We start from the raw sequence: 19,970 nt of genomic DNA on the forward strand, positions 1-19,970 counted from the left end.
GCCGGCGCCACCCGCGACGCCGTCGACCGGCAACTCGTCCGCTCGATCTGCGCCATGCACCAAGCATGGATCGGCGGCCTGCTCGATGACGACACAAGCGCATCGGCGGCTGCCCGGTCACGGTGAAGCCGTGGCGCCGGTAGAAACTCAGATTGCGTTCGTTGGACGACTCCAGGTAGACCGGCAGCCCGGCGGCGTCGAACCGGGTCAGCGCGTCCGCCAGCAGCGCCGAGCCCAGGCCGGTCCCGCGCGCGGCGACGGTGGTGCCGATGAACTCCAGATACCAGTGCTCGGCGGGCTGCTGCTCGTGCAGGCGGTCGATCTCACCCATCCGGCCCAGCAGCCGGGGCAGCCGGGCGCCGGTGGCGCGCAGCAGCGGCAGGGCCGCCCGGACGACCGCGGGTGTGGGCAGTTTCCACTCGTGCGGCGGGGCCCACATGGTGACCGCCTGCCGGTCGGCGACGGTGTATACGTGGCCGCGCGGGATCGCATACCGCAGCAGGGCCCCGAAGATGCGCTCCAGCCGGGCGCGCCGGCCGCGCGGCGGGACCATCCAGCACCACACCGGGTCGTCGCCGAAAGCCTCGGCCAGGGTGGTGGACAGGGCCGGCAGATCAGCCGGTACGGCGACGCGAATGTCCTTCACGTCCGGCATCCTGCCGCATCTCCCGCCCGCCTGCCACGTGTGATCATCTGCAGTTTCCGGGAAAGTGGGCGAATCCGGGAGGTGATTGGTGCGGTTTCCCGGAAACGGGCGGGCCGACGCGCGGGGGTGGGTCGGCGGCGAGGGGTGAGGCGCGGGCCCGGTGCGGTGACGTTCCTGCCGGTAGGGTCGCCGCATGACTGATCATGGGGAGAACAGGCCGCTGGCGGTGGTCAGCGGGGCGGGGACCGGGATCGGGTCGGCGACCGCGCTGGCGCTGGCGGAGCGGGGACACGACATCGTCGCGATCGGACGGCGACCGGACATGCTCGAACGGGCCGCGGCAGGCATCCGCTCGGCGACCGGGGCGGCGGTGACGGTGGTCGCCGCAGATCTCAGCGAGCCGGCGGGGGCCGGACGTGTCGCCGAGACGCTGGCGGGGCAGGCCGTGGACGTGCTGGTCAACAACGCGGGCGGGTACGTCGGCCGCGACGGCGACGGGCTGACCGCGGTGGCCGATCAGTGGCAGGCCACCTTCGAGGCCAACGTGCTCACCGCCGTGCTGCTCACCGAGGCGCTGCTGCCGCTGCTGCGCCGCCCCGGCGGCCGGGTGGTGCTGCTGAGCTCGATCGCGGCCCAGCGCGGCGGCGGCGGGCCGTACTCGGCGGCCAAGGCCGCGCTGCACGGCTGGGTGTTGGACCTCGCGGCGCAGTTGGGGCCGGACGGCGTGACCGCCAACGTGGTCTCACCCGGTTACATCGCCGAGACGGAGTTCTTCGCCGGCCGGATGACGCCGCAGGGCCACGCCGCGCGGGTGGCGCAGACCCTGGTCGGCCGGCCCGGCCGGCCGCAGGACATCGCGGACGCGGTGTGCTGGCTGGCGGGGGAGTCGGGCGGCTACGTGACCGGTCAGATCATCAACGTCAACGGCGGCTCGGTGCTCGGCCGCTGACCGCGCACCTGCTCCGGCTTCGCCGGCATCCGGCCTGGTCACGCGCGGCAGATGTCAGGAAGGGCACCTTCTACAACGCGGAGCGTTGTGAAGGTGCCCTTCCTGAGGTTTCAGCCCTTGACGCTGCCGGCGAGCAGGCCGCGGACGAAGTAGCGCTGCAGGGAGAGGAAGACCGTCAGCGGAACGATGATCGAGACGAAGGCGGCGGCGGTGAGGCGTTGCCATTCGTTGCCGCGGTTGCCCGCCAGTTCGGCCAGGCGCACCGTGAGCGGGGCGTTCTTCGGGCCGCCCGCGAAGATCAGAGCCACCAGCAGGTCGTTCCAGACCCACAGGAACTGGAAGATGGCGAACGAGGCCAGCGCGGGCACGATCAGCGGCAGGATGATCGAGCGGAAGATCTTGGCGTGCGTCGCGCCGTCCACCTTGGCCGCCTCGACCAGGTCGCCGGGCAGCTCCGCCATGAAGTTGTGCAGCAGGAAGATGCCCAGCGGCAGGGCGAAGCAGGTGTGGGCGAACCAGACCGTGATGAACTTGGCCGGGCCGTCGAGGTCCCAGGCGGGCAGCAGCTGCACTCCGCCCAGCGAGACGCCGTAGTTGAAGAACGACAGCAGCGGGATCAGCGCCATCTGCAGCGGCACGATCTGCAGGGCGAAGATGCCGATGTACACCCAGTCGCGGCCGCGGAACCGGGTCCACGCCAGGGCGTACGCGGCCAGCGCGCAGAACGCCAGCGGGAACAGCACCGACGGGATCGTGATGACCAGCGAGTTGACGAAGTAGCCGGCCAGCCCGCCGGAGGCGGACCGGGAGCCGAACAGCACCTGCTCGTAGTTCTCCAGGGTGAACTGGGGATTGCTGAAGAAGTTCCACCAGCCGTTGGACTTGATCTCGTTCTCCGGGCGGATCGACGAGATCAGCACCCCGAGCGTGGGCACGGTCCACAGCAGCGCGATCACCAGCGAGACGGCGCTGGCGGTACGGCTGGTCAGCTTCTTGCGCACCCGCCCCGCCACGGTGGGCGGAACCTCGGCGTCGGGTGCGGCGAGAACGGTCTCGGTGCCAGTGCTCATCAGCGAGCCCCCTCCAGCCGACGGCGGCGCATCAGGCGCACCTGGTAGATCACGATGGGGATGACGAACAGGAACAGCAGCACCGCCAGCGCGGCGCCCTTGCCCTTCTCATCGGCCCGGAACGAGTACGTGTACATCTCGTTGGCGACCACGCTGGTGCCGAACTGGCCGCCGGTCATGGTGCGCACGATGTCGAAGACCTTCAGGGTGCCGATGGAGATGGTGACCAGCACGACGACCAGGGCCGGGCGGATGCTCGGGATGGTGACGCGCCAGAACATCTGCCCCGGCGTCACGCCGTCGATGCGGGCGGCCTCGACGATGTCGGCGGGGATCGCCTTGATCGCCGCCGAGAGCACCACCATGGCGAAGCCGGCCTGGATCCAGACCAGCACCACGATCAGGAACAGTGTGTTCCAGGGCCCGTCCAGCAGCCACTGCTGCGGCGTGCCGCCCATCGCGACGACGAGCTGGTTGAGCAGGCCGATCTGGTCGGCGCCCTCCTGGCGGTACTCGTAGACGAACTTCCAGATGATGCCCGCGCCGACGAACGAGATGGCCATCGGCATGAAGACCAGCGACTTGGCCAGCGACTCGAACCGGGACCGGTCCACCATGACCGCGTAGACCAGGCCCACGGCGGTGGAGACGGTGGGCACCAGCAGCACCCAGAGCAGGGTGCTCAGCAGCACGCCGTACTGCACGGGGGTGGCGCCGAAGTCGGGCAGCATCCCCGAGTTCTTGTCCGTGAAGATCCAGAGGAAGTTGTCCAGGCCCACGAACTCGTCGGAGCCCGCGTTCATGAAGGACAGGATGACGGTCCGGACGGCCGGCACGACCAGCCCGACCGTCAGCAGCAGCCCGGCCGGGGCGAGCAGCCCCAGCGCGATCCACCGGTCCTTGCGCGCCGGCAGCACGTCCAGCACCAGCAGCAACAGGCCCACCACAGCGGCGAAGGCGATGACGCCATACAGCAGCATCATCAACTTCGGGGCTTCGGCGGTGAAGTCGAAGTTCACGCGTGTCTCCTCGGGGACCGGTCGGGAGGAAGACTACGCCGTGTGAGCCCCGAACCGGGACCCACACGGCGTAGATAGATCAACTACCGGCTCACTTGGGCCAGGTGCCCTCGATGAAGTCGAGGGTGGCCTTGGTGTCGGTGCCGTTGATCCAGTTGGTCATGCCCTTCCAGAAGGAGTTCGCGCCGACGGCGGCGGGCATCAGGTCCGAGCCGTCGAAACGGAAGACCGCGCCGCTGTCCTGCAGGATGCCGACCGCCACCTTGTCGATCGGGTTGGCCACGTTCGCCACGTCCAGACCCTTGTTGGCGGAGATCCAGTTGTTCAGCTTGGCGCGGCTGTTGGCCCAGTCGGCGCTGGCCAGGTAGGTCTGCACCGCCTGCACGGCCGGGGTGTCGGTGAACGCGCCGACGAACTCGCCGCCGCCCAGCACCGGCTTGCCCTTGGCCGGGTCGATCGGCGGCAGGTAGAAGGCGAACGCGTCGCCGTCCTCGGCCACCTTCGTGCCCTGCGGCCACTGGTTGGCGTAGAACGAGGCCTGGCGGTGCATGCCGCACTTCTTCTGGACGACCGGCAGGCCGCCGTCCTGGAAGGTGGTGGTGGCGATGGACTTCACGCCGCCGATGCCGCCGTTGACGTACTTCTCGTTCTTCAGGATCGAGCCCACCCGGTCGGTCGCCGAGACGATCTTCGGGTCGTTGAACGGGATGGCGTGGGTGACCCACTGGTCGTACACGTCCGGGCCCTGGTCGCGCAGCAGCACGTCCTCGATCCAGTCGGTGGCCGGCCAGCCGGTCGCGTCACCGGAGCCGATGCCCGCGCACCACGGCTTGACGCCGGCGGCGGCCATCGTGTCGCTCAGCTTGATCATCTCGTCCCACGTCTTCGGGACGGTCCAGCCCTTCTCCTTGAACAGGGCCGGCGAGTACCACACGAACGACTTCACGTTGGCGCCCAGCGGGGCGCCGTACAGGGTGCCGTTGACGGTGCCGTACTTGAGCCAGTCGGGGGAGAAGTTCTGGGTGGCCATGGCCTTGGTCTTCTCGCCGGCAGCCTTGAGCTTGCCGCCCTTGGCGAAGAACTCCAGCAGACCCGGCTGCGGGATGAAGGCCAGGTCGGGCGCGTCGCCGCCCTCGACGCGGACCTTCAGCTGCGCCTCGAACTCGCCGCTGCCCTCGTACTCGATCTTCACGCCGGTGCAGTCGGCGAACGGCTTCCAGGACTTCTCCAGCAGGACCGCTTCGGCGTCACGGATGGACGCGTAGATGGTGACGGTCTCACCGGAGATGCCGGTGTAGTCCTTGTAGGCGGCGCATTCGGGGGTGTCGAGCTTGCCCTCGGAAGTGGGTTCTGACTTGCCGCCGCAGGCCGCGACGGTGAGAGCCAGAACGACCGCACCGGAGAAGGCGAGCAGACGCCGCTGTCTGTGGGATGCCATGGAGTTTCCTCCTCGTGAGCTTGTCGGAGCGCAGCCCCGTGGTACCGGACTACCGCAAGGTGACGCAAGCCATGCAAGCGCTTTCGGTCTCGAACTGTCCAGCGCTGACAACAGTAAGGTTCGTAACGATTCGGAAACCACCCCGGAACCTGTAATGACGATCATCCGGTTCCCCACGGCTTCGTGTTGTGGGCTACACTGGCCCCTGGTTTTTGTGTAAGTGGTCTGCTCGCGTTGCCCTCCCTGAGAAGTGAGGACCGCCGGTTGCCGCTACTCAGTGGCCAGCCCCCGCACGAGGTGTGCGGCGCGGTTCAGTTTGTGCAAGGAAATGGTGAAAATGGCTCAGGGAACCGTTAAGTGGTTCAACGCCGACAAGGGCTTCGGCTTCATCTCCGTCGACGGTGGTGGCGCTGACGTCTTCGTGCACTTCTCCGCGATCCAGGCCAGCGGCTTCCGCAGCCTCGAGGAGAACCAGCGCGTCGAGTTCGAGATCGTCCAGGGCGCCAAGGGCCCGCAGGCCGACGCGGTTCGCCCGCTCTGATCTTCCCAAGGTGACGCCACCGGAGCCACGTGCTCCGGCGGCGCTCGTCTGACCTGAACGGGCCGGTGCTGCACCGGCCCGTTCGTCGTTCCGTCGTGTGGCGTCAGCCCGGCGGAAAGCCCATCGAGCCCCGCATCATGCCCTGTATGCGGGGCTCGATGCTGTTCGGCGGACCTGCTTGCGGAATCTCCGGGTGGCGCGCTACCGTCAAACCAAGACGTACGTACGGTTTGCGAGCTGGAGGCCCGTCATGTGGAACCCCGAGACCTACCTGCGCTTCGCCGACGATCGCGGTCGGCCGTTCCACGACCTGGTGGCCCGGGTGGCGGCCGAGCGGCCGTCGCAGGTCGTCGACCTGGGCTGCGGGCCTGGCAACCTCACCGCGACGCTCGCCGCGCGATGGCCGCAGGCGCAGGTCAGCGGCATCGACTCGTCGCCGGAGATGATCGAGAAGGCGCTGGCGGACCAGGGCGGACCCGGGCCGGTGGCCTACCGGGTCGGTGACGTGCGGGACTACCTGCCGGGACCGGAGGTGGACGTGCTCGTCACCAACGCGGTCCTGCAGTGGGTGCCCGGCCAGGAGGAGCTGGTCGGCCGGTGGGCGCGGGCGCTGCGTCCGGGCGGCTGGCTCGCGCTGCAGGTCCCCGGCAACCACGACGCCCCCGCCCATCAGGCGCTGCGTGGGCTGTGTGCATCATCACGTTGGTCGGCGCTGCTCGGCCAGATCGCCGAGCAGCCGCGCTCGGTGCCCGGCCCGCAGGCGTACGCCGGACTGCTGCGCGCCGCCGGCTGCACGGCCGACACCTGGGAGACCACGTACGTGCACCAGCTGCCCGTCACCGGCGGCCCGCATCCGGTGCTCACCTGGCTCACCGGCACCGCGCTGCGTCCGGTGCGGGCCGCGCTGGCCGGCGAACCCGGCGCATGGGAGGAGTACAACGCCGAGCTGGAGCCGCTGCTCGCCGCGGCCTACCCGGCCGACGGCGGCGTGGTCGACTTCCCGTTCCGCCGCGTCTTCGCGGTCGGCCACCGGGTCGCCACGACCGGCTGACCCGGGGTGCCGCGTCGGCCGCGGGGCTGTCGGGCGGGCGCAGGAAGGTATGGTTCCGGCATGGCTAAGGACGATCTTGCGAGTTTCGTGGCGGGGCTGCCCAAGGCCGAGCTGCACGTGCACCACGTGGGTTCGGCCTCCCCGCGCATCGTGGCCGAGCTGGCCGCCCGGCACGAGGGCCGCAGTCCGGTCCCGGCCGATCCCGCCCTGCTCGCCGAGTACTTCACCTTCACCGACTTCGCGCACTTCATCGAGGTCTACCTGAGTGTGGTGGACCTGATCCGCGACGCCGAGGACGTGCGCACGCTGACCTACGGCGTCGCCCAGGACCTGGCCGCGCAGCAGGTGCGCTACGCCGAGCTGACCGTGACGCCGTACTCCAGCGTCAACCGGGGCATCCCGGCCGAGGCGTTCTGCGAGGCCATCGAGGACGCGCGGATCGCGGCCGAGAAGGAACTCGGCCTGGTGCTGCGGTGGTGCTTCGACATCCCCGGCGAGGCCGGCCTGGCCTCGGCCGAGCAGACCCTGCGCATCGCGCTCGACCGGCGTCCGGACGGCCTGATCAGCTTCGGCCTCGGCGGCCCCGAGATCGGCGTGCCCCGGCCGCAGTTCAAGCCGTACTTCGACCAGGCCCGCGCGGCCGGGCTGCGCAGCGTCCCGCACGCGGGGGAGACCACCGGCGCGCAGACCGTCTGGGACGCGATCCGCGAACTCGGCGCGGAGCGCATCGGCCACGGCATCCACGCCGCGCAGGACCCCGAGCTGCTGGCGTACCTCGGCGAGCACGGCATCCCGCTGGAGGTGTGCCCGACCTCGAACCTGCGCACCCGGGCGGTGGCGGACCTGGCCGAGCACCCGCTCGCCGCGATCGTGGCCGCGGGCGTGCCGGTCAGCATCAACTCCGACGACCCGCCGATGTTCGGCACCACGCTGAACAACGAGTACCTGGTCGCCGCCCGGCTGCTCGACCTCGACGCCGCGGGCGTGGCCGAACTGGCCCGCCAGGGCGTGCGCCACTCCTTCGCGTCCGACCAGGTCAAGTCCACCCTGCTCGCCGAGATCGACGCCTACACGGCCTGATCCAGCCCTGCCCCGCCCCGTCTTTTAATGGACGTTGGCCTATTACATCGACTGAGACGAGATCAAAGTCGATGTAATAGGCCAACGTCAATGTAAAGGCGGGTGCGTCACACCTGGTGCAGGGCTCTGACCTTGCGCCAGGTGGCGGGGTCGAGGGTGCCCGCGCGGTTGGAGAAGGCATCCGTCATGACCGTGATCGGGTCGCTGAGATCCAGGAAGCTGTTGTGGTCCGCGTCGGCGTCCCAGCCCTTGGTGGGGATCTCGATGTGGTCGCTGCGGTGGCTCTGGTCCTGGCTGGTGATCTTCAGGATCTCGAACGCCCCGCGCTTGACCCGCAGCACCACGCACGGCCGCACCTTCGACCCGGTGCCGTCCTCGTAGGGCACGTCGGCCCACCAGATCTCCCCGGGCTGCGGCCCGCCGGCGGGCACCGGCGTCTTCTTCGGCGCGGTGGGCCGCCCCGGTGGCCGCTTGCCGGTGGGGCGCTTGCCCGCCGGGCGGGTGGGACCGGCCGCCGGGCGCGACGTCTTGCGCCACCGCCACCAGATCGCGAGCGCCAGTACGGTGACCGAGAACAGGGTCAGGAACAGCCACATGATCGGCAGTCTAGGCGGGCTCGCCGAGCAGGGTGCAGGCCACGTCGGCGGGCACCGGCCGGGAGAACAGGAAGCCCTGCCCGTACCCGCAGCCCAGGCGGATCAGGAAGTCGCGCTGCTCGGGTGTCTCGATGCCCTCGGCGATGAGGTCGAGCGACAGGTTGCGTCCCATCAGGACGATGGTGCGCACCAGCTCGCCGCTGCGCCGGTCGGTGTCGATCTGCCAGACGAACGACCGGTCGATCTTCAGCGCGTCGATGGGCAGCCGGTGCAGCGCCTCCAATGAGGAGTATCCGGTGCCGAAGTCGTCGATGTGCAGCTGGCAGCCCAGATCGTGCAGGGTGTCCAGGATGTCGCGGGCCGGGCCGACGTTCTCCATCACCACGCCCTCGGTGATCTCCACGGCGAGGCTGCCCGCCGGGGGCTGGTGCCGGTCCAACGAACCGGTGATGTCGTCGATGACGTTACCGCTCCAGAACTGGCGGTTGGACACGTTGACGGCGACGGACAAGCCGGGCGTGGCGACCCCGGCGGCGTACCAGGTGGCGAGCTGGCGGCAGCATTCGTCGACGACCCACCTACCGATGGGGATGACCAGGCCGGTCTCCTCGGCGACCGGCATGAACGCGGCCGGCGCCAGCAGCCCGCGCAGCGGGTGACGCCAGCGGATGAGCGCCTCGAAGCCCTTGGTGCGGCCCGAGCGCAGCGCCACGATCGGCTGGTAGTGCACCTCGAACTCGCCGTTGTCGAGGGCCTGGCGCAGCTCGGTCTCGATCTGCAGCCGGGTCACCGCCTTGGCGTGCATGGCCACGTCGAAGACGGCGTGGCGGCCCTTGTGCCGGGACTTGGCCGAGTACATCGCGATGTCGGCGTCGCGCAGCAGGTCCTCGGCGTTGCTGTAGCGGCGGCTGCTCATCGTGATGCCGATGCTGGCGGTCACCACCACGTCCTGGCCGTGCAGCTGGAACGGCTGGGTGAGCACCCCGTGCAGGCGCTCGGCGACCTGGGCGGGGGTGTGCGGTGCGGTCACGTCGTCGAGCAGCACCAGGAACTCGTCACCGCCGAACCGGGCGACCGTGTCCGACTCGCGCAGGGTCGACTTGATGCGTTTGGCGACCTGCTTGAGCAGCCGGTCCCCGGCCGAGTGGCCGAGGCTGTCGTTGACCACCTTGAACCCGTCCAGGTCCAGGAACAGCACGCCGAACGGCCGGCCGGTGCGTCGCCGCGACTGCCGGATCGCCTGGCGCAGCCGGTCCAGGAACAGCGAGCGGTTGGGCAGGCCGGTCAGCTCGTCATACAGGGCCGCGATGCGCAGCTGCTCCTTCTGCCGCAGCGACTCCTTCAGCAGCGCCTGCCGGTCCAGTGCCACCGCCAGCAGTGCGGCCCACTGGTTGAACGGCTCCCGCCCGGTCGCGCCGCCGGTGGACACCGAGTCCACCACGGCCAGGAAGCCCCAGTCGCTGGCCCCTCCCTTGACGGGCACCACGAAGACGATCAGGTTGGCCGCGGGGTCGGCCAGCTCCCGCAGCCGCAGCGGCGGGAACGCGCTGACCGCCACCGACGGCTCGGACGAGGGCGGTTCGCCGGGCAGGAACCGGCCGGTGATCTCCAGGGTGGCGTCGGCCAGCGAGGGCGGCAGCCCGCCGGCCCACAGCCCGAGGCAGCCGCCCCGGACCCAGGTGCGGCGCATCCACTCCAGCCGGGCCGGCTCCCGGTGCCCGCGCAGCAGCTCCATGCCGACCTCGTACTGCGCGCTCAGCGTCTCGCGCAGCAGGGAGCTGTCCCGAAACAGGGTCCGGCCGCGCATCTCCATGAGGATGAGCAGCACCCCGTTGGCCGGCCGGCCGTAGTCGCGGATCAACTGCGCGATCTCGTACAGCGCCTCCGGACGCCCCCCGGACAGCCGCAGCAGCAGCTCCAGCGCCAGGCGGACCTCCTCGCAGGCGGGCCGCCGCGCGGGCGCGTCGGCCGGGACGGGCTCGACGGCGCGCGCCACCGTCTCGGCGGCGTGCACGAGATCGGCCGCGTCGGCCGGGGACAGTGAGCCGTGCACCGGCGCGACGGTCGTGGCGATCAGGTCGGCCAGGCGGCGGTGCGGCACGGGCGGCTCGACGTCGGCGTGGAACGCGATGTCGCCGCTGCACCCGCAGGACTCGCGCACGATGAGCGAGGTGGGTACGAGGATGCGCGCCGGGGGCTCGGGATCGCCGCGGATCAGGCCGAGCAGGGTCGTGACGGCGGCTCGCCCGATCATCTCGGTCGGCTGGCGCACGGTCGTCAGCCGGGGGATGAGGTAGGCGCTGGAGCGCAGGTCGTCGAAGCCCACCACGGCCTGCTCGGCGGGCAGCCGCAGCCCCGCCGCGGCCAGCGTGTGCATGATGCCGGTGGCGTTCTCGTCGGTGCCCGCGATCACCGCGGTCGAGGGCAGCCCGGCGGCGAGCATACGCTCGGCGGCGTGCTCGCCACCGTCGATCTGATTGGTGGGCGCGGTGAACAGCAGCCCCGGATCGGCCTCGATGCCGTGCACGGCCAGCGCTTCGCGGTACGCCTCGTAGCGCTCGCGGATGTCGTCGGTCTCCAGCCGCCCGGCGAAGGCGATCCGGCGGTGCCCGTGGGCGACCAGGTGGTCGACGGCCTCGGTGACGCCGGTCCGGTTGTCGGGCATCACCAGCGGATGCGTCAGGCCGGGCAGTTCGTGGCTCACCGACACGAACGGCCGCCCGCTCTCCTCGATCGAGTGGCGGTAGCGGGGCGAGACCGCCTGCAGCACCATCACGAAACCGGACACGTGCTGCCAGGCCACCGGGTACGACAGCTCCGGCGGCTCGGTGACCTCGATGTGCTCGGTGCCCGCGTCGAGGGTCTGGATCGCGATGACCCCCACGCCCGCCTCCGCCGCGGCGCGCGCGATCCCGGCCAGTACGCCGCCGTAGTACCAGCCCCCGAGAAACGGCGACAGGACCCCGAGCGTGAGGTCTGGTGTCACCTTCAGACGGTACCGCGCAGAACGGTCTGCACCGGGCGAAACGGTCGCCGAGAGTGGCCCCGAGAGTTGCTCAGGGCAGCCGCAGCACCCAGCGGTACGCCTGCACCAGCCCGGTGTCGAAGCTGGCCGCCGAGCCCCACAGGAACAGCCGGAACCGCCGGTACAGCGGGTCGCCCCAGCGCCGGACCACGTCCTCGCGGGCCGCGTCGAGCCGCCGCGCCCACTCCGCGCAGGTCAGGTGGTAGTTGTGCCGGTCGTCGTCGACGCTGACCAGCTCGAACGGCGAGCGCGCCACCTGGCGCAGGTAGGAGTGCAGCACCAGCGGCGAGGACTTGCCCGGGTAGATGTAGCGGCTCATGAACGTCGACACCCGGTGCTTGGCCCGCATCGCCAGCGCGTCCAGGTAGACGTGCCCGCCCGGCTTGACCAGCTCGGCGTACTTGCGCAGGGTCGCGCCGTAGTTGGGCAGGTGCTCGGTCACGCCCATGTTGACGATCGCGTCGTAGCGGCGTGGGGCCTCGTAGCGCAGCAGGTGCCGGCGCACCACGGTGGCGGGCAGCTGCTCGCGGGCGAACAGGTCGGACAGGTAGCGCTCGGACTCCTCGGCCAGCGTCAGCGTGGTCACGTGCACCCCGCGCCGGGCGGCGAACTCGGCGAACGCGCCCCAGCCGCCGCCGACCTCCAGGACGTGGTCGCCGGGGGAGACCCGCAGCGCGTCGAGGGCCAGCTCCATCTTGCGGGTCATCGCGTCTTCGAGCGGCTCGTCGTCGCGGGCGAACACGCCCTGGGTGTAGCACCGGTGCCGGGAATCCATGAAGGTCAGGAAGAACTCGGACTCGTTGTCGTAGTGCGACGAGATCGCGCGGCGGTCGTGCTCGGCCCCGCCGAGCCGCAGCGCCGGGGCGAACCGGGCCAGCCAGGCGATCGGGTGCCGGTCGTGGAACATGCCGCGCACCTTGAGTGCGGCCATCAGGTCGCCCTCGATGTCCAGCCAGCCCCGCAGGTAGGCCACGCCGATCTGGAACTGGTCGAGCCCGGCCAGCGCCTTCGCGCCGCGCGGGTCGCTGATCACGACGGTGAAGGCGGGGTCGCCGGAGCCCAGGACGCTGGGCGGCGTGCCGTCGCCGGCGTGGACCGCGAACGGCACCGCCGGGCGGTCGGCGAAGTAGGTCTGATAGCGACGATCGAGGGTCCTTGCCAGGTCAGCGCTCGCCATGGCGCCAATCTAACGCCGTCGAAGCCTCGGTGAAAGGAGCATGCGGATGAACCGCAGGCGGCCGGAACCGGTAACCGGCATGATCGGCGCGCCCGATAGCATGGCCGGAGCCGGACAAACCGCAGCAGAGGACTTGAGGAGATCACCGTGAGCGTTTCGATCAGCCCGCCGCAGGCCGACCCCGTCGTCGTCCGGGCCGGGACGACGGGCGCGGAGGCGATCGCCGAGGCCGGCCTGCCGGTGCACGGCCCCAAGGCGATCGTGGTGGTCCGCGACCCCGAGGGCCGCCTGCGCGACCTGGACTGGTCTCCCGCGGTCGACACCGCGGTCGAGCCGGTCGCCATCGACAGCAAGGACGGCCTCGACGTGCTGCGCCACTCCACGGCGCACGTGCTCGCCCAGGCGGTGCAGGACATCTTCCCCGAGGCGAAGCTGGGCATCGGGCCGCCGATCGACAACGGCTTCTACTACGACTTCTCGGTGGCCAAGCCGTTCCACCCGGACGACCTCGACAAGATCGAGAAGCGGATGCAGGAGATCGTCAAGTCGGGGCAGCGTTTCTCCCGGCGCCGCTTCGAGACGCTCGACGAGGCCAAGGCCGAGCTGAAGGACGAGCCGTTCAAGCTCGAACTGGTCGACATCAAGGGTGACGCGGGCGACGACGTCATGGAGGTGGGCGGCGGCGAGCTGACCATCTACGACAACCTCGACGCCAAGACCGGCGAGCGCTGCTGGGGCGACCTGTGCCGGGGCCCGCACCTGCCGTCGACCCGGCTGATCGGCGCGTTCAAGCTGATGCGCTCCGCGGCGGCGTACTGGCGCGGTTCGGAGAAGAACCCCCAGCTGCAGCGGGTGTACGGCACCGCGTGGCCGACCCGTGACCAGCTCAAGGACTACCTGAAGCTGCTGGAGGAGGCGGCCCGCCGCGACCACCGCAAGCTGGGCACCGACCTCGACCTGTTCAGCTTCCCCGACGAGATCGGCTCGGGCCTGGCGGTCTTCCACCCCAAGGGCGGTGTGATCAAGCGCGAGATGGAGGACTACGTCCGCCTGCGCCACATCGAGGAGGGCTTCCAGTACGTCGGCACGCCGCACATCACCAAGGAAGGCCTCTTCCACACCTCGGGTCACCTGCCTTACTACAAGGAGACCATGTTCCCGCCGATGGACATGGAGGGCAGCGACTACTACCTCAAGGCCATGAACTGCCCGATGCACAACCTGATCTACCGGTCGCGCGGGCGTTCCTACCGTGAGCTGCCGATCCGGCTGTTCGAGTTCGGCTCGGTGTACCGGTTCGAGAAGTCGGGCGTGATCCACGGCCTGACCCGGGTGCGCGGTTTCACCCAGGACGACTCGCACTCCTACGTCACCAAGGAGCAGGCGGCCGCCGAGATCAAGCACCTGCTCGACTTCGTGCTCGGGCTGCTGAAGGACTTCGGCATCACGGACTTCTACCTGGAGCTGTCGACCCGCGACGACAGCAAGCCGGAGAAGTTCGTCGGCTCGGAGGAGGACTGGGCCACGGCCACCGCGGTGCTGGAGCAGTGCGCGCTGGAGACCGGGCTGACCCTGGTGCCGGACCCGGGCGGCGCGGCGTTCTACGGCCCGAAGATCTCCGTGCAGGCCAAGGACGCCATCGGCCGGACCTGGCAGATGTCGACCATCCAGTACGACTTCAACCAGCCGAAGGGCTTCGAGCTGGAATACCAGGCCGCCGACGGCACCCGCCAGCAGCCGGTCATGATCCACTGTGCGAAGTTCGGCTCGATCGAGCGCTTCATCGGCGTGCTCACCGAGCACTACGCGGGCGCGTTCCCGGCCTGGCTGGCCCCGGTCCAGGTGGTCGGCATCCCGATCCGCAGCGACGACGAGGCCGGGCACACCGCCTACCTGTACGACTTCGTGGCCAAGCTGCGCAAGGCGGGCATCCGGGCCGAGGTCGACAGCTCCGACGAGCGCATGCAGAAGAAGATCCGCACCGCGCAGCAGCAGAAGATCCCGTTCATGGCCATCGTCGGTGACCAGGACCTGGCCGACGGCACGGTGTCCTTCCGCTACCGCGACGGCTCGCAGCGCAACGGCGTCAGCCTGGACGAGGCCGTCGCCCACGTGACCGAGATCGTGCGCTCGCGCGTCAACACCGGCCCGTCCGCCGCCGTGGCGGAGAACGCCGAGGCGGCGTGAGCGAGCGCGTGAACGAGGCCGGGTTCGTGCTGGACACGGACCCGGCCCGGCTCGACCTCGACACCGTCGAGCGGTGGCTGGCCACGGAGAGCTACTGGGCCAACGGGCGCGAGCGCGCGGTCATCGAGCGCTCCCTGGCCGGCTCCACCGTGTACGGCGTCTACGCCCCGGACGGGACGCAGGTCGGCCTGCTGCGCGTGGTCACCGACGGGGCCACCTTCGCATGGCTGTGCGACGTGTTCATCGAGGCCGCGTACCGGGGACAGGGTCTGGCCCGGTGGGCGGTGGCGGCGGTCCGCGACGACGTGCTCGCGCTCGGCGTGTACCGGATCATCCTGGCGACCGCCGACGCGCACGGCGTCTACGCCGAGGCCGGGTTCACCCCGCTGGCCGAGCCGGACCGCTGGATGCAGCTGACCACCCGGGTCATCGGCCGCCCCGACGTGCCCTTCACCGCGGCGGCGTCGGCATGAGTTCCCCGGACCCGGACGGCCTCGAACGGCTCTGGACCCCGTGGCGCATGGCGTACGTCAGCGGCGGCCCGAAGTCCACCGACTGCCCGTTCTGCGTCGCGCCGGTGTCCGACCCCGACGGGCTGGTGGTCGCCCGCGGGCAGGCCGTGTACGCGGTGCTCAACCGGTTCCCGTACAACCCGGGCCACCTGCTGATCTGCCCGTACCGGCACATCGACGACTACCCGGAGCTCGACGACGCCGAGACCGCGGAACTGGCCGAGTTCACCAAGACGGCGATGCGGGTGGTCCGCAAGGTCTCCAACGCGCACGGGTTCAACATCGGGCTCAACCAGGGCCACGCGGCGGGCGCGGGGATCGCCGCGCACCTGCACCAGCACGTCGTTCCGCGGTGGGGCGGGGACAACAACTTCCTGCCCGTGGTCGCCCGCACCAAGGCCCTGCCGCAGCTGCTCACCGACACCCGCGACCTGCTCCGCGAGGCCTGGCCGGCCTGATCCGGGGCGGCCGTCGCGCGCGGCAGCCTCGGTTCCGGCCATGATCGCCGTTTCCGGTCGAAAGGTGAGGTCCAACGCCGGATTCCGGCCACAAACGGCGATCATGGCGGTGGCGGTGGCGGTGGCGGTGGCGGCGGTACGGCGGCGCGCCGAGTGGGTAACCGGCCGGTGTCACACCTTCGCGGAAGGATGGCTGCCATGATTGGCAACCTGCGCACCGTCGTGCTCGACGCGCCCGACATCAAGGGCCTGGCCGCTTTCTACAGCGAGCTGGCCGGCCTGACCGAGCACTACGCCGACGACGAATGGATCACGCTCAAGGCGGCCGACGGCACCCGCCTCGGCTTCCAGCACGCCCCCGACCACGTGCCGCCGCGCTGGCCCGACCCGGCGCACCCGCAGCAGATGCACCTCGACCTGCGCGTGCCGGACATGGCCGCGGCGGTCGAGCACGCGGTCAAGCTCGGCGCGACCCGGCTGCCCGGCGGCGGCGAGACCTTCACCGTGCTCGCCGACCCCGCGGGGCACCCGTTCTGCCTCTGCCAGGGCGAGGTGGACAGCGCCGCGCTCGCCGACGTCGCGATCGACTGCACGTCCGCCGGTCCGCTTGCCCGCTTCTACAGCGAGCTGCTCGGCCTGCCGGTCACCTGGGAGGGCGAGGGCGGCGCGATGATCTCCGCCGAGGGCCGGCTGCCGGTGATCTTCCAGGAGATCGCCGAGCACCGCGCCCCGCAGTGGCCCGACCCGGCCCACCCGCAGCAGTACCACCTGGACGTCGAGGTGTCCGACATCGAGCAGGCCGAGCCGAAGGTGCTCGCCCTCGGTGCGACCCGGCTGGCCGGTGCGGGCGACAACTGGCGGGTGTACGCCGACCCCGCCGGGCACCCGTTCTGCCTGGTCTGGTGACCTGCCGGCGAGCCCGCGTGCACGGTGCGCGGGCTCGCCGCGCCGTCACTCGGTGTGACGTGATCGTGCAAAGGGAACCGCGGAGGGGCCTTCGCACGTCACCATCGGCGTAGACGGCACGTCTGCACCGCCCGGCCCCTCGGCGCGGTGGGACGGGGGACGGGGGTCCAGCATGGTTTCTCGGCGCGAGCTGGTGCGCCTGCTCGCCGCGGGCGGCGTCGGCGCGGCCGCCGCGGTGGCGGTGCCGAAGGTGCGCGGCCTGTTCGGCCCGGACCGGCTGCCCCTCGACGGCGGGTACGCCCCGGCCGGCAACGAGCTGGGCTGGCACAAGGGCTCGGTGCGGGTGCTCTGGCACGTCACCACCGAGCGGCCGCTGATCGCGCTGACCTTCGACGACGGCCCCGAGCCCGACTGGACGCCCCGGGTGCTCGACGCCCTCGACGCCCTCGACGCCAAGGCGACGTTCTTCGTCGTCGGCGAGCGGCTGGAACGCAACGCGGCGCTCGTCCGGGGGCGCTACGCCCGCCACGAGGTCGGCAACCACACCTGGGCGCACAAGGACCTGGCCCAGCGCGACGAGAAGAAGGTGCGCGACCAGCTGCGCCGCTGCCACGACGCCATCGCCGAGCACGTCGGACGGCCGCCGACGCTGCTCCGCCCGCCGTGGGGCCACCTGGGCGGCAGCACGCTGACCGTGGCCGAGGAGTTCGGCTACGACGTGGTCATGTGGTCGCAGCGGATGCGCGAGAACCTGTTCGTGAAGAATCCCGGCGGCATCGTCGCCGACACCGCTGAGCAGGCCCGCCCCGGTGCGGTGATCCTCGCCCACGACACCGGCCCCGACGACCGGCTGGTCTGCATCGACAACCTCAAGGGCATCGTGACCGGGTTGCGCGACCGCGGCTTCGAACTGGTCACCGTCTCCGAACTGATGGCCGCCGGCCAGCCCGTCACCACCGCCTGACTCCCCACGACCACCGTCCACGAGCCGTGCTCACCCGGTCGCCGTCCTCGCTTTTGTTCGACGTTGGCCTATCTCGTCGAATCCTGGGCACGGATTTCGATGAGATAGGCCAACGTCGATGACAGGGCGGGTCAGCGGGTGGGGGTGTGCTCCTTGCGGGCCTGGTCGGCGAGGTGGCCGGGCATGGGCTCGTAGCGGGCGAACTCGCGGGTGAAGGTGCCCGCGCCGGCCGTCATCGAGCGCAGGTCCACCAGGTAGCGCAGCAGTTCCACGGCGGGCACCTCGGCCCGCACCTGGGTGCGCTCGCCGCCGCCCGGGTCGGACTCCGAGCCCAGCACCCGGCCCCGGCGGCCGGACAGGTCGCTCATCACCGCGCCGACCGCGGAGTCGGGCACCGTGATGACCACCTGGTCGACCGGCTCCAGCAGCGTGATCTGCGCCTTCTCGGCGGCGTCCTTGAGGGCCATGCTGCCCGCGGTCTGGAACGCCGCGTCGGAGGAGTCGACGCTGTGCGCCTTGCCGTCGACCAGGGTCACCCGGAAGTCGACCACGGGGTAACCGGCCACGATGCCCTTCTCGGCCTGGGCGCGTACGCCCTTCTCGACGCTGGGGATGTAGTTGTGCGGGATGGCCCCGCCCACGATCTTGTCGACGAACTCGATGCCGGTGCCGCGGGGCAGCGGCTCCAGCTGGATCGCGCAGACGGCGTACTGGCCGTGCCCACCGGACTGCTTGACGTGGCGGCCCTGCCCGCTGGCCGGGGCCGCGAACGCCTCCCGCAGCGCCACCTTCGCCGGCTCGGTGGACAGTTCGACGCCGCCCGCGCGCAGCCGGTCGAGCACCACGTCGGCGTGCGCCTCGCCCATGCACCACAGCACGAGCTGGTGGGTCTCCGGGTTGCGCTCCAGACGCAGCGTCGGGTCGCCGGCGACCAGCTTGGCCAGGTTCTTGGCCAGGGCGTCCTCGTCGGAGCGGGTCTTGGGCACCACCGCGACCGGCAGCAGCGGCTCGGGCATCAGCCACGGGGCCACCAGCAGCGGCCTGTCCTTGCCGGAGATGGTGTCGCCGGTCTCCGCGGCGGTCGACTTGGTGACGGCGCAGATGTCGCCGGCCACGCACTTGGCCACCTCGCGCAGGTTCGCGCCGAGCGGGGAGTAGATGTGGGTGACGCGCTCGTCGGCGTCGTGGTCGGGGTGGCCGCGCTCGGCCAGGCCGTGGCCGCTGATGTGCACCGGGGTGTCCGGGCGCAGCGTGCCGGAGAAGACCCGGACCAGGCTGACCCGGCCGACGTACGGGTCGATGGTGGTCTTGACGACCTCCGCGACCAGCGGGCCGTTCGGGTCGCAGTCCAGCGCGTCGCGCGGCGAGCCGTCGACGCCGGTGACCGCGGGCAGCGGGTGCTCCAGCGGGGTCGGGAACGCCCGGGTGAGCAGCTCCAGCAGCGCGTCCAGGCCGACGCCGGTCTCCGCGCACACCGGCACCGCCGGGTGGAAGTGGCCGCGCGCGACGGCCTTCTCCAGGTCGTCGATGAGCACCTGGGAGTCGATGACCTCGCCCGCGAGGTACCGGTCCATCAGGGTCTCGTCCTCGCTCTCGGCGATGATGCCCTCGATCAGCTCGCCGCGGGACTCCTCGATGGCGGGCAGGTGCTCCGGGTCGGGCTGGCGGACCTGGGGCGGGTAGCCGTTGGAGTAGTCGTAGACCTGCTGCGAGATGAGTCCGATCAGGCCCTCGACGGAGTGGCCGTCGTCGCCGTGCATCGGCAGGTACAGCGGCTGCACCTCCTCGCCGAAGACCCGCTGGCACAGGGCGAGGGCCTCGTCGAAGTCGGCCCTCGGGTGGTCCAGCCGGGTGATCGCCACGGCCCGCGGCATGCCGACCGCGGCGCACTCCTCCCAGAGGGTGGCGGTGGCGGCGTCCATGCCGTCCCAGGCGCTGACCACGAACAGGGCCGCGTCGGCGGCGCGCAGGCCGGCCCGCAGCTCGCCCACGAAGTCGGCGTAGCCGGGGGTGTCCAGCAGGTTCACCTTCACGCCCTGGTGGGACAGCGGCGCGCAGGCCAGGGCGACGGAGCGCTGCTGCTTGACCGCGGCCGGGTCGTGGTCGGTGACCGTGGTGCCCTCGGTGACCGAGCCCGCCCGGCCGATGGTTCCCGTGGCGGCGAGCAGCGCCTCGACCAGCGTCGTCTTACCGCTGCCGGCGTGCCCGACCACCACCACGTTGCGCACGTCTGACGGCTGCTCGGCGACCTGCGCCGGAGCCTGTGAGACCTTCTCCTTGTCGCCGCGCGCCATCTGTCCGCCTCCTGTTGCCGTGTCGGTTACTGCATTGTTTCCGATCCCACACCCATC

17 protein-coding genes are annotated in these 19,970 nt (G+C 70.9%); 9 read left to right on the top strand and 8 right to left on the bottom strand.

Annotation, left to right across the window (positions count from 1 at the left end):
• Positions 1–646 (bottom strand): GNAT family N-acetyltransferase (locus tag AB0B66_RS37360; protein ID WP_360539233.1); only part of this gene is annotated, 646 nt, incomplete at its 3' end.
• 193 nt (positions 647–839) lie between these two features.
• Between AB0B66_RS37360 and AB0B66_RS37365 the strand changes: the two genes are divergently transcribed.
• Positions 840–1,595: an SDR family oxidoreductase gene (locus tag AB0B66_RS37365; RefSeq protein WP_360539235.1), complete on the top strand. Its 756-nt coding sequence runs from the start codon at positions 840–842 to the stop codon at positions 1,593–1,595.
• A 110-nt stretch (positions 1,596–1,705) separates the two neighbouring features.
• Here the strand turns inward: AB0B66_RS37365 and AB0B66_RS37370 are convergent, their stop codons facing one another.
• The 3 genes from AB0B66_RS37370 to AB0B66_RS37380 all read right to left on the bottom strand — a co-directional run bounded on the left by AB0B66_RS37370 (position 1,706) and on the right by AB0B66_RS37380 (position 5,122).
• The gene (locus AB0B66_RS37370; RefSeq protein WP_360539237.1) at positions 1,706–2,665 is read right to left on the bottom strand and encodes a carbohydrate ABC transporter permease; all 960 of its coding nucleotides are present in this window, start codon (positions 2,663–2,665) and stop codon (positions 1,706–1,708) included.
• On the bottom strand, positions 2,665–3,684 hold the full coding sequence (locus tag AB0B66_RS37375; protein WP_360539239.1) for a sugar ABC transporter permease: 1,020 nt from the start codon (positions 3,682–3,684) through the stop codon (positions 2,665–2,667). Before AB0B66_RS37375 ends, AB0B66_RS37370 begins: the two co-directional genes overlap by 1 nt.
• 91 nt (positions 3,685–3,775) lie before the next feature.
• Complete coding sequence (locus AB0B66_RS37380; RefSeq protein WP_360539241.1) at positions 3,776–5,122, bottom strand: ABC transporter substrate-binding protein; 1,347 nt, start codon at positions 5,120–5,122, stop codon at positions 3,776–3,778.
• Positions 5,123–5,459: 337 nt separating this feature from the next.
• On the opposite strand from AB0B66_RS37380, the gene AB0B66_RS37385 reads away from it, so the two are divergent.
• From AB0B66_RS37385 to AB0B66_RS37395, 3 genes are all read left to right on the top strand, one after another.
• Entirely contained in the window at positions 5,460–5,663 is a 204-nt protein-coding gene (locus AB0B66_RS37385; protein WP_120320032.1) for a cold-shock protein, read from the top strand.
• 250 nt (positions 5,664–5,913) lie between these two features.
• Positions 5,914–6,714 (top strand): trans-aconitate 2-methyltransferase, encoded by an 801-nt coding sequence (locus AB0B66_RS37390; protein ID WP_360539242.1) that lies wholly within the window; start codon positions 5,914–5,916, stop codon positions 6,712–6,714.
• A 60-nt stretch (positions 6,715–6,774) separates the two neighbouring features.
• On the top strand, positions 6,775–7,794 hold the full coding sequence (locus AB0B66_RS37395) for an adenosine deaminase (RefSeq protein WP_360539244.1): 1,020 nt from the start codon (positions 6,775–6,777) through the stop codon (positions 7,792–7,794).
• 107 nt (positions 7,795–7,901) lie between these two features.
• Here the strand turns inward: AB0B66_RS37395 and AB0B66_RS37400 are convergent, their stop codons facing one another.
• The 3 genes from AB0B66_RS37400 to AB0B66_RS37410 all read right to left on the bottom strand — a co-directional run bounded on the left by AB0B66_RS37400 (position 7,902) and on the right by AB0B66_RS37410 (position 12,592).
• Positions 7,902–8,390 (bottom strand): type II toxin-antitoxin system PemK/MazF family toxin, encoded by a 489-nt coding sequence (locus AB0B66_RS37400; RefSeq protein WP_360539246.1) that lies wholly within the window; start codon positions 8,388–8,390, stop codon positions 7,902–7,904.
• A 10-nt stretch (positions 8,391–8,400) separates the two neighbouring features.
• Positions 8,401–11,376 carry an EAL domain-containing protein gene (locus AB0B66_RS37405; protein ID WP_360539248.1) on the bottom strand — a complete coding sequence of 992 codons (2,976 nt, stop codon included), beginning with the start codon at positions 11,374–11,376 and terminating at the stop codon, positions 8,401–8,403.
• Between the two features lie 70 nt (positions 11,377–11,446).
• Positions 11,447–12,592, bottom strand: a complete 1,146-nt coding sequence (locus AB0B66_RS37410; RefSeq protein ID WP_360539250.1) for a class I SAM-dependent methyltransferase — start codon at positions 12,590–12,592, stop codon at positions 11,447–11,449.
• A 147-nt stretch (positions 12,593–12,739) separates the two neighbouring features.
• On the opposite strand from AB0B66_RS37410, the gene thrS reads away from it, so the two are divergent.
• The 5 genes from thrS (at position 12,740) to AB0B66_RS37435 (ending at position 17,619) form a co-directional block, all read left to right on the top strand.
• Positions 12,740–14,779 (top strand): threonine--tRNA ligase, encoded by a 2,040-nt coding sequence (thrS, locus tag AB0B66_RS37415; protein ID WP_360539252.1) that lies wholly within the window; start codon positions 12,740–12,742, stop codon positions 14,777–14,779.
• The gene (locus tag AB0B66_RS37420) at positions 14,776–15,252 is read left to right on the top strand and encodes a GNAT family N-acetyltransferase (protein WP_360539254.1); all 477 of its coding nucleotides are present in this window, start codon (positions 14,776–14,778) and stop codon (positions 15,250–15,252) included. The genes thrS and AB0B66_RS37420 overlap by 4 nt, the downstream gene beginning before the upstream one ends.
• Positions 15,249–15,749, top strand: coding sequence for an HIT domain-containing protein (locus tag AB0B66_RS37425; protein ID WP_360539256.1), 501 nt, complete (start codon positions 15,249–15,251; stop codon positions 15,747–15,749). Before AB0B66_RS37420 ends, AB0B66_RS37425 begins: the two co-directional genes overlap by 4 nt.
• Positions 15,750–15,947: 198 nt before the next feature.
• A complete protein-coding gene (locus tag AB0B66_RS37430; protein ID WP_360539258.1) occupies positions 15,948–16,655 on the top strand; it encodes a VOC family protein in 708 nt (235 codons plus the stop codon).
• Positions 16,656–16,827: 172 nt separating this feature from the next.
• The gene (locus AB0B66_RS37435) at positions 16,828–17,619 is read left to right on the top strand and encodes a polysaccharide deacetylase family protein (RefSeq protein WP_360539260.1); all 792 of its coding nucleotides are present in this window, start codon (positions 16,828–16,830) and stop codon (positions 17,617–17,619) included.
• A 131-nt stretch (positions 17,620–17,750) separates the two neighbouring features.
• Here AB0B66_RS37435 and AB0B66_RS37440 read toward each other — a convergent pair whose 3' ends face one another.
• Positions 17,751–19,913, bottom strand: a complete 2,163-nt coding sequence (locus tag AB0B66_RS37440) for an elongation factor G-like protein EF-G2 (protein ID WP_360539262.1) — start codon at positions 19,911–19,913, stop codon at positions 17,751–17,753.
• Positions 19,914–19,970 lie beyond the last annotated feature (57 nt).

It is taken from the genome of Catellatospora sp. NPDC049111, from assembly GCF_040648615.1.
GTDB lineage: Bacteria > Actinomycetota > Actinomycetes > Mycobacteriales > Micromonosporaceae > Catellatospora > Catellatospora aurea.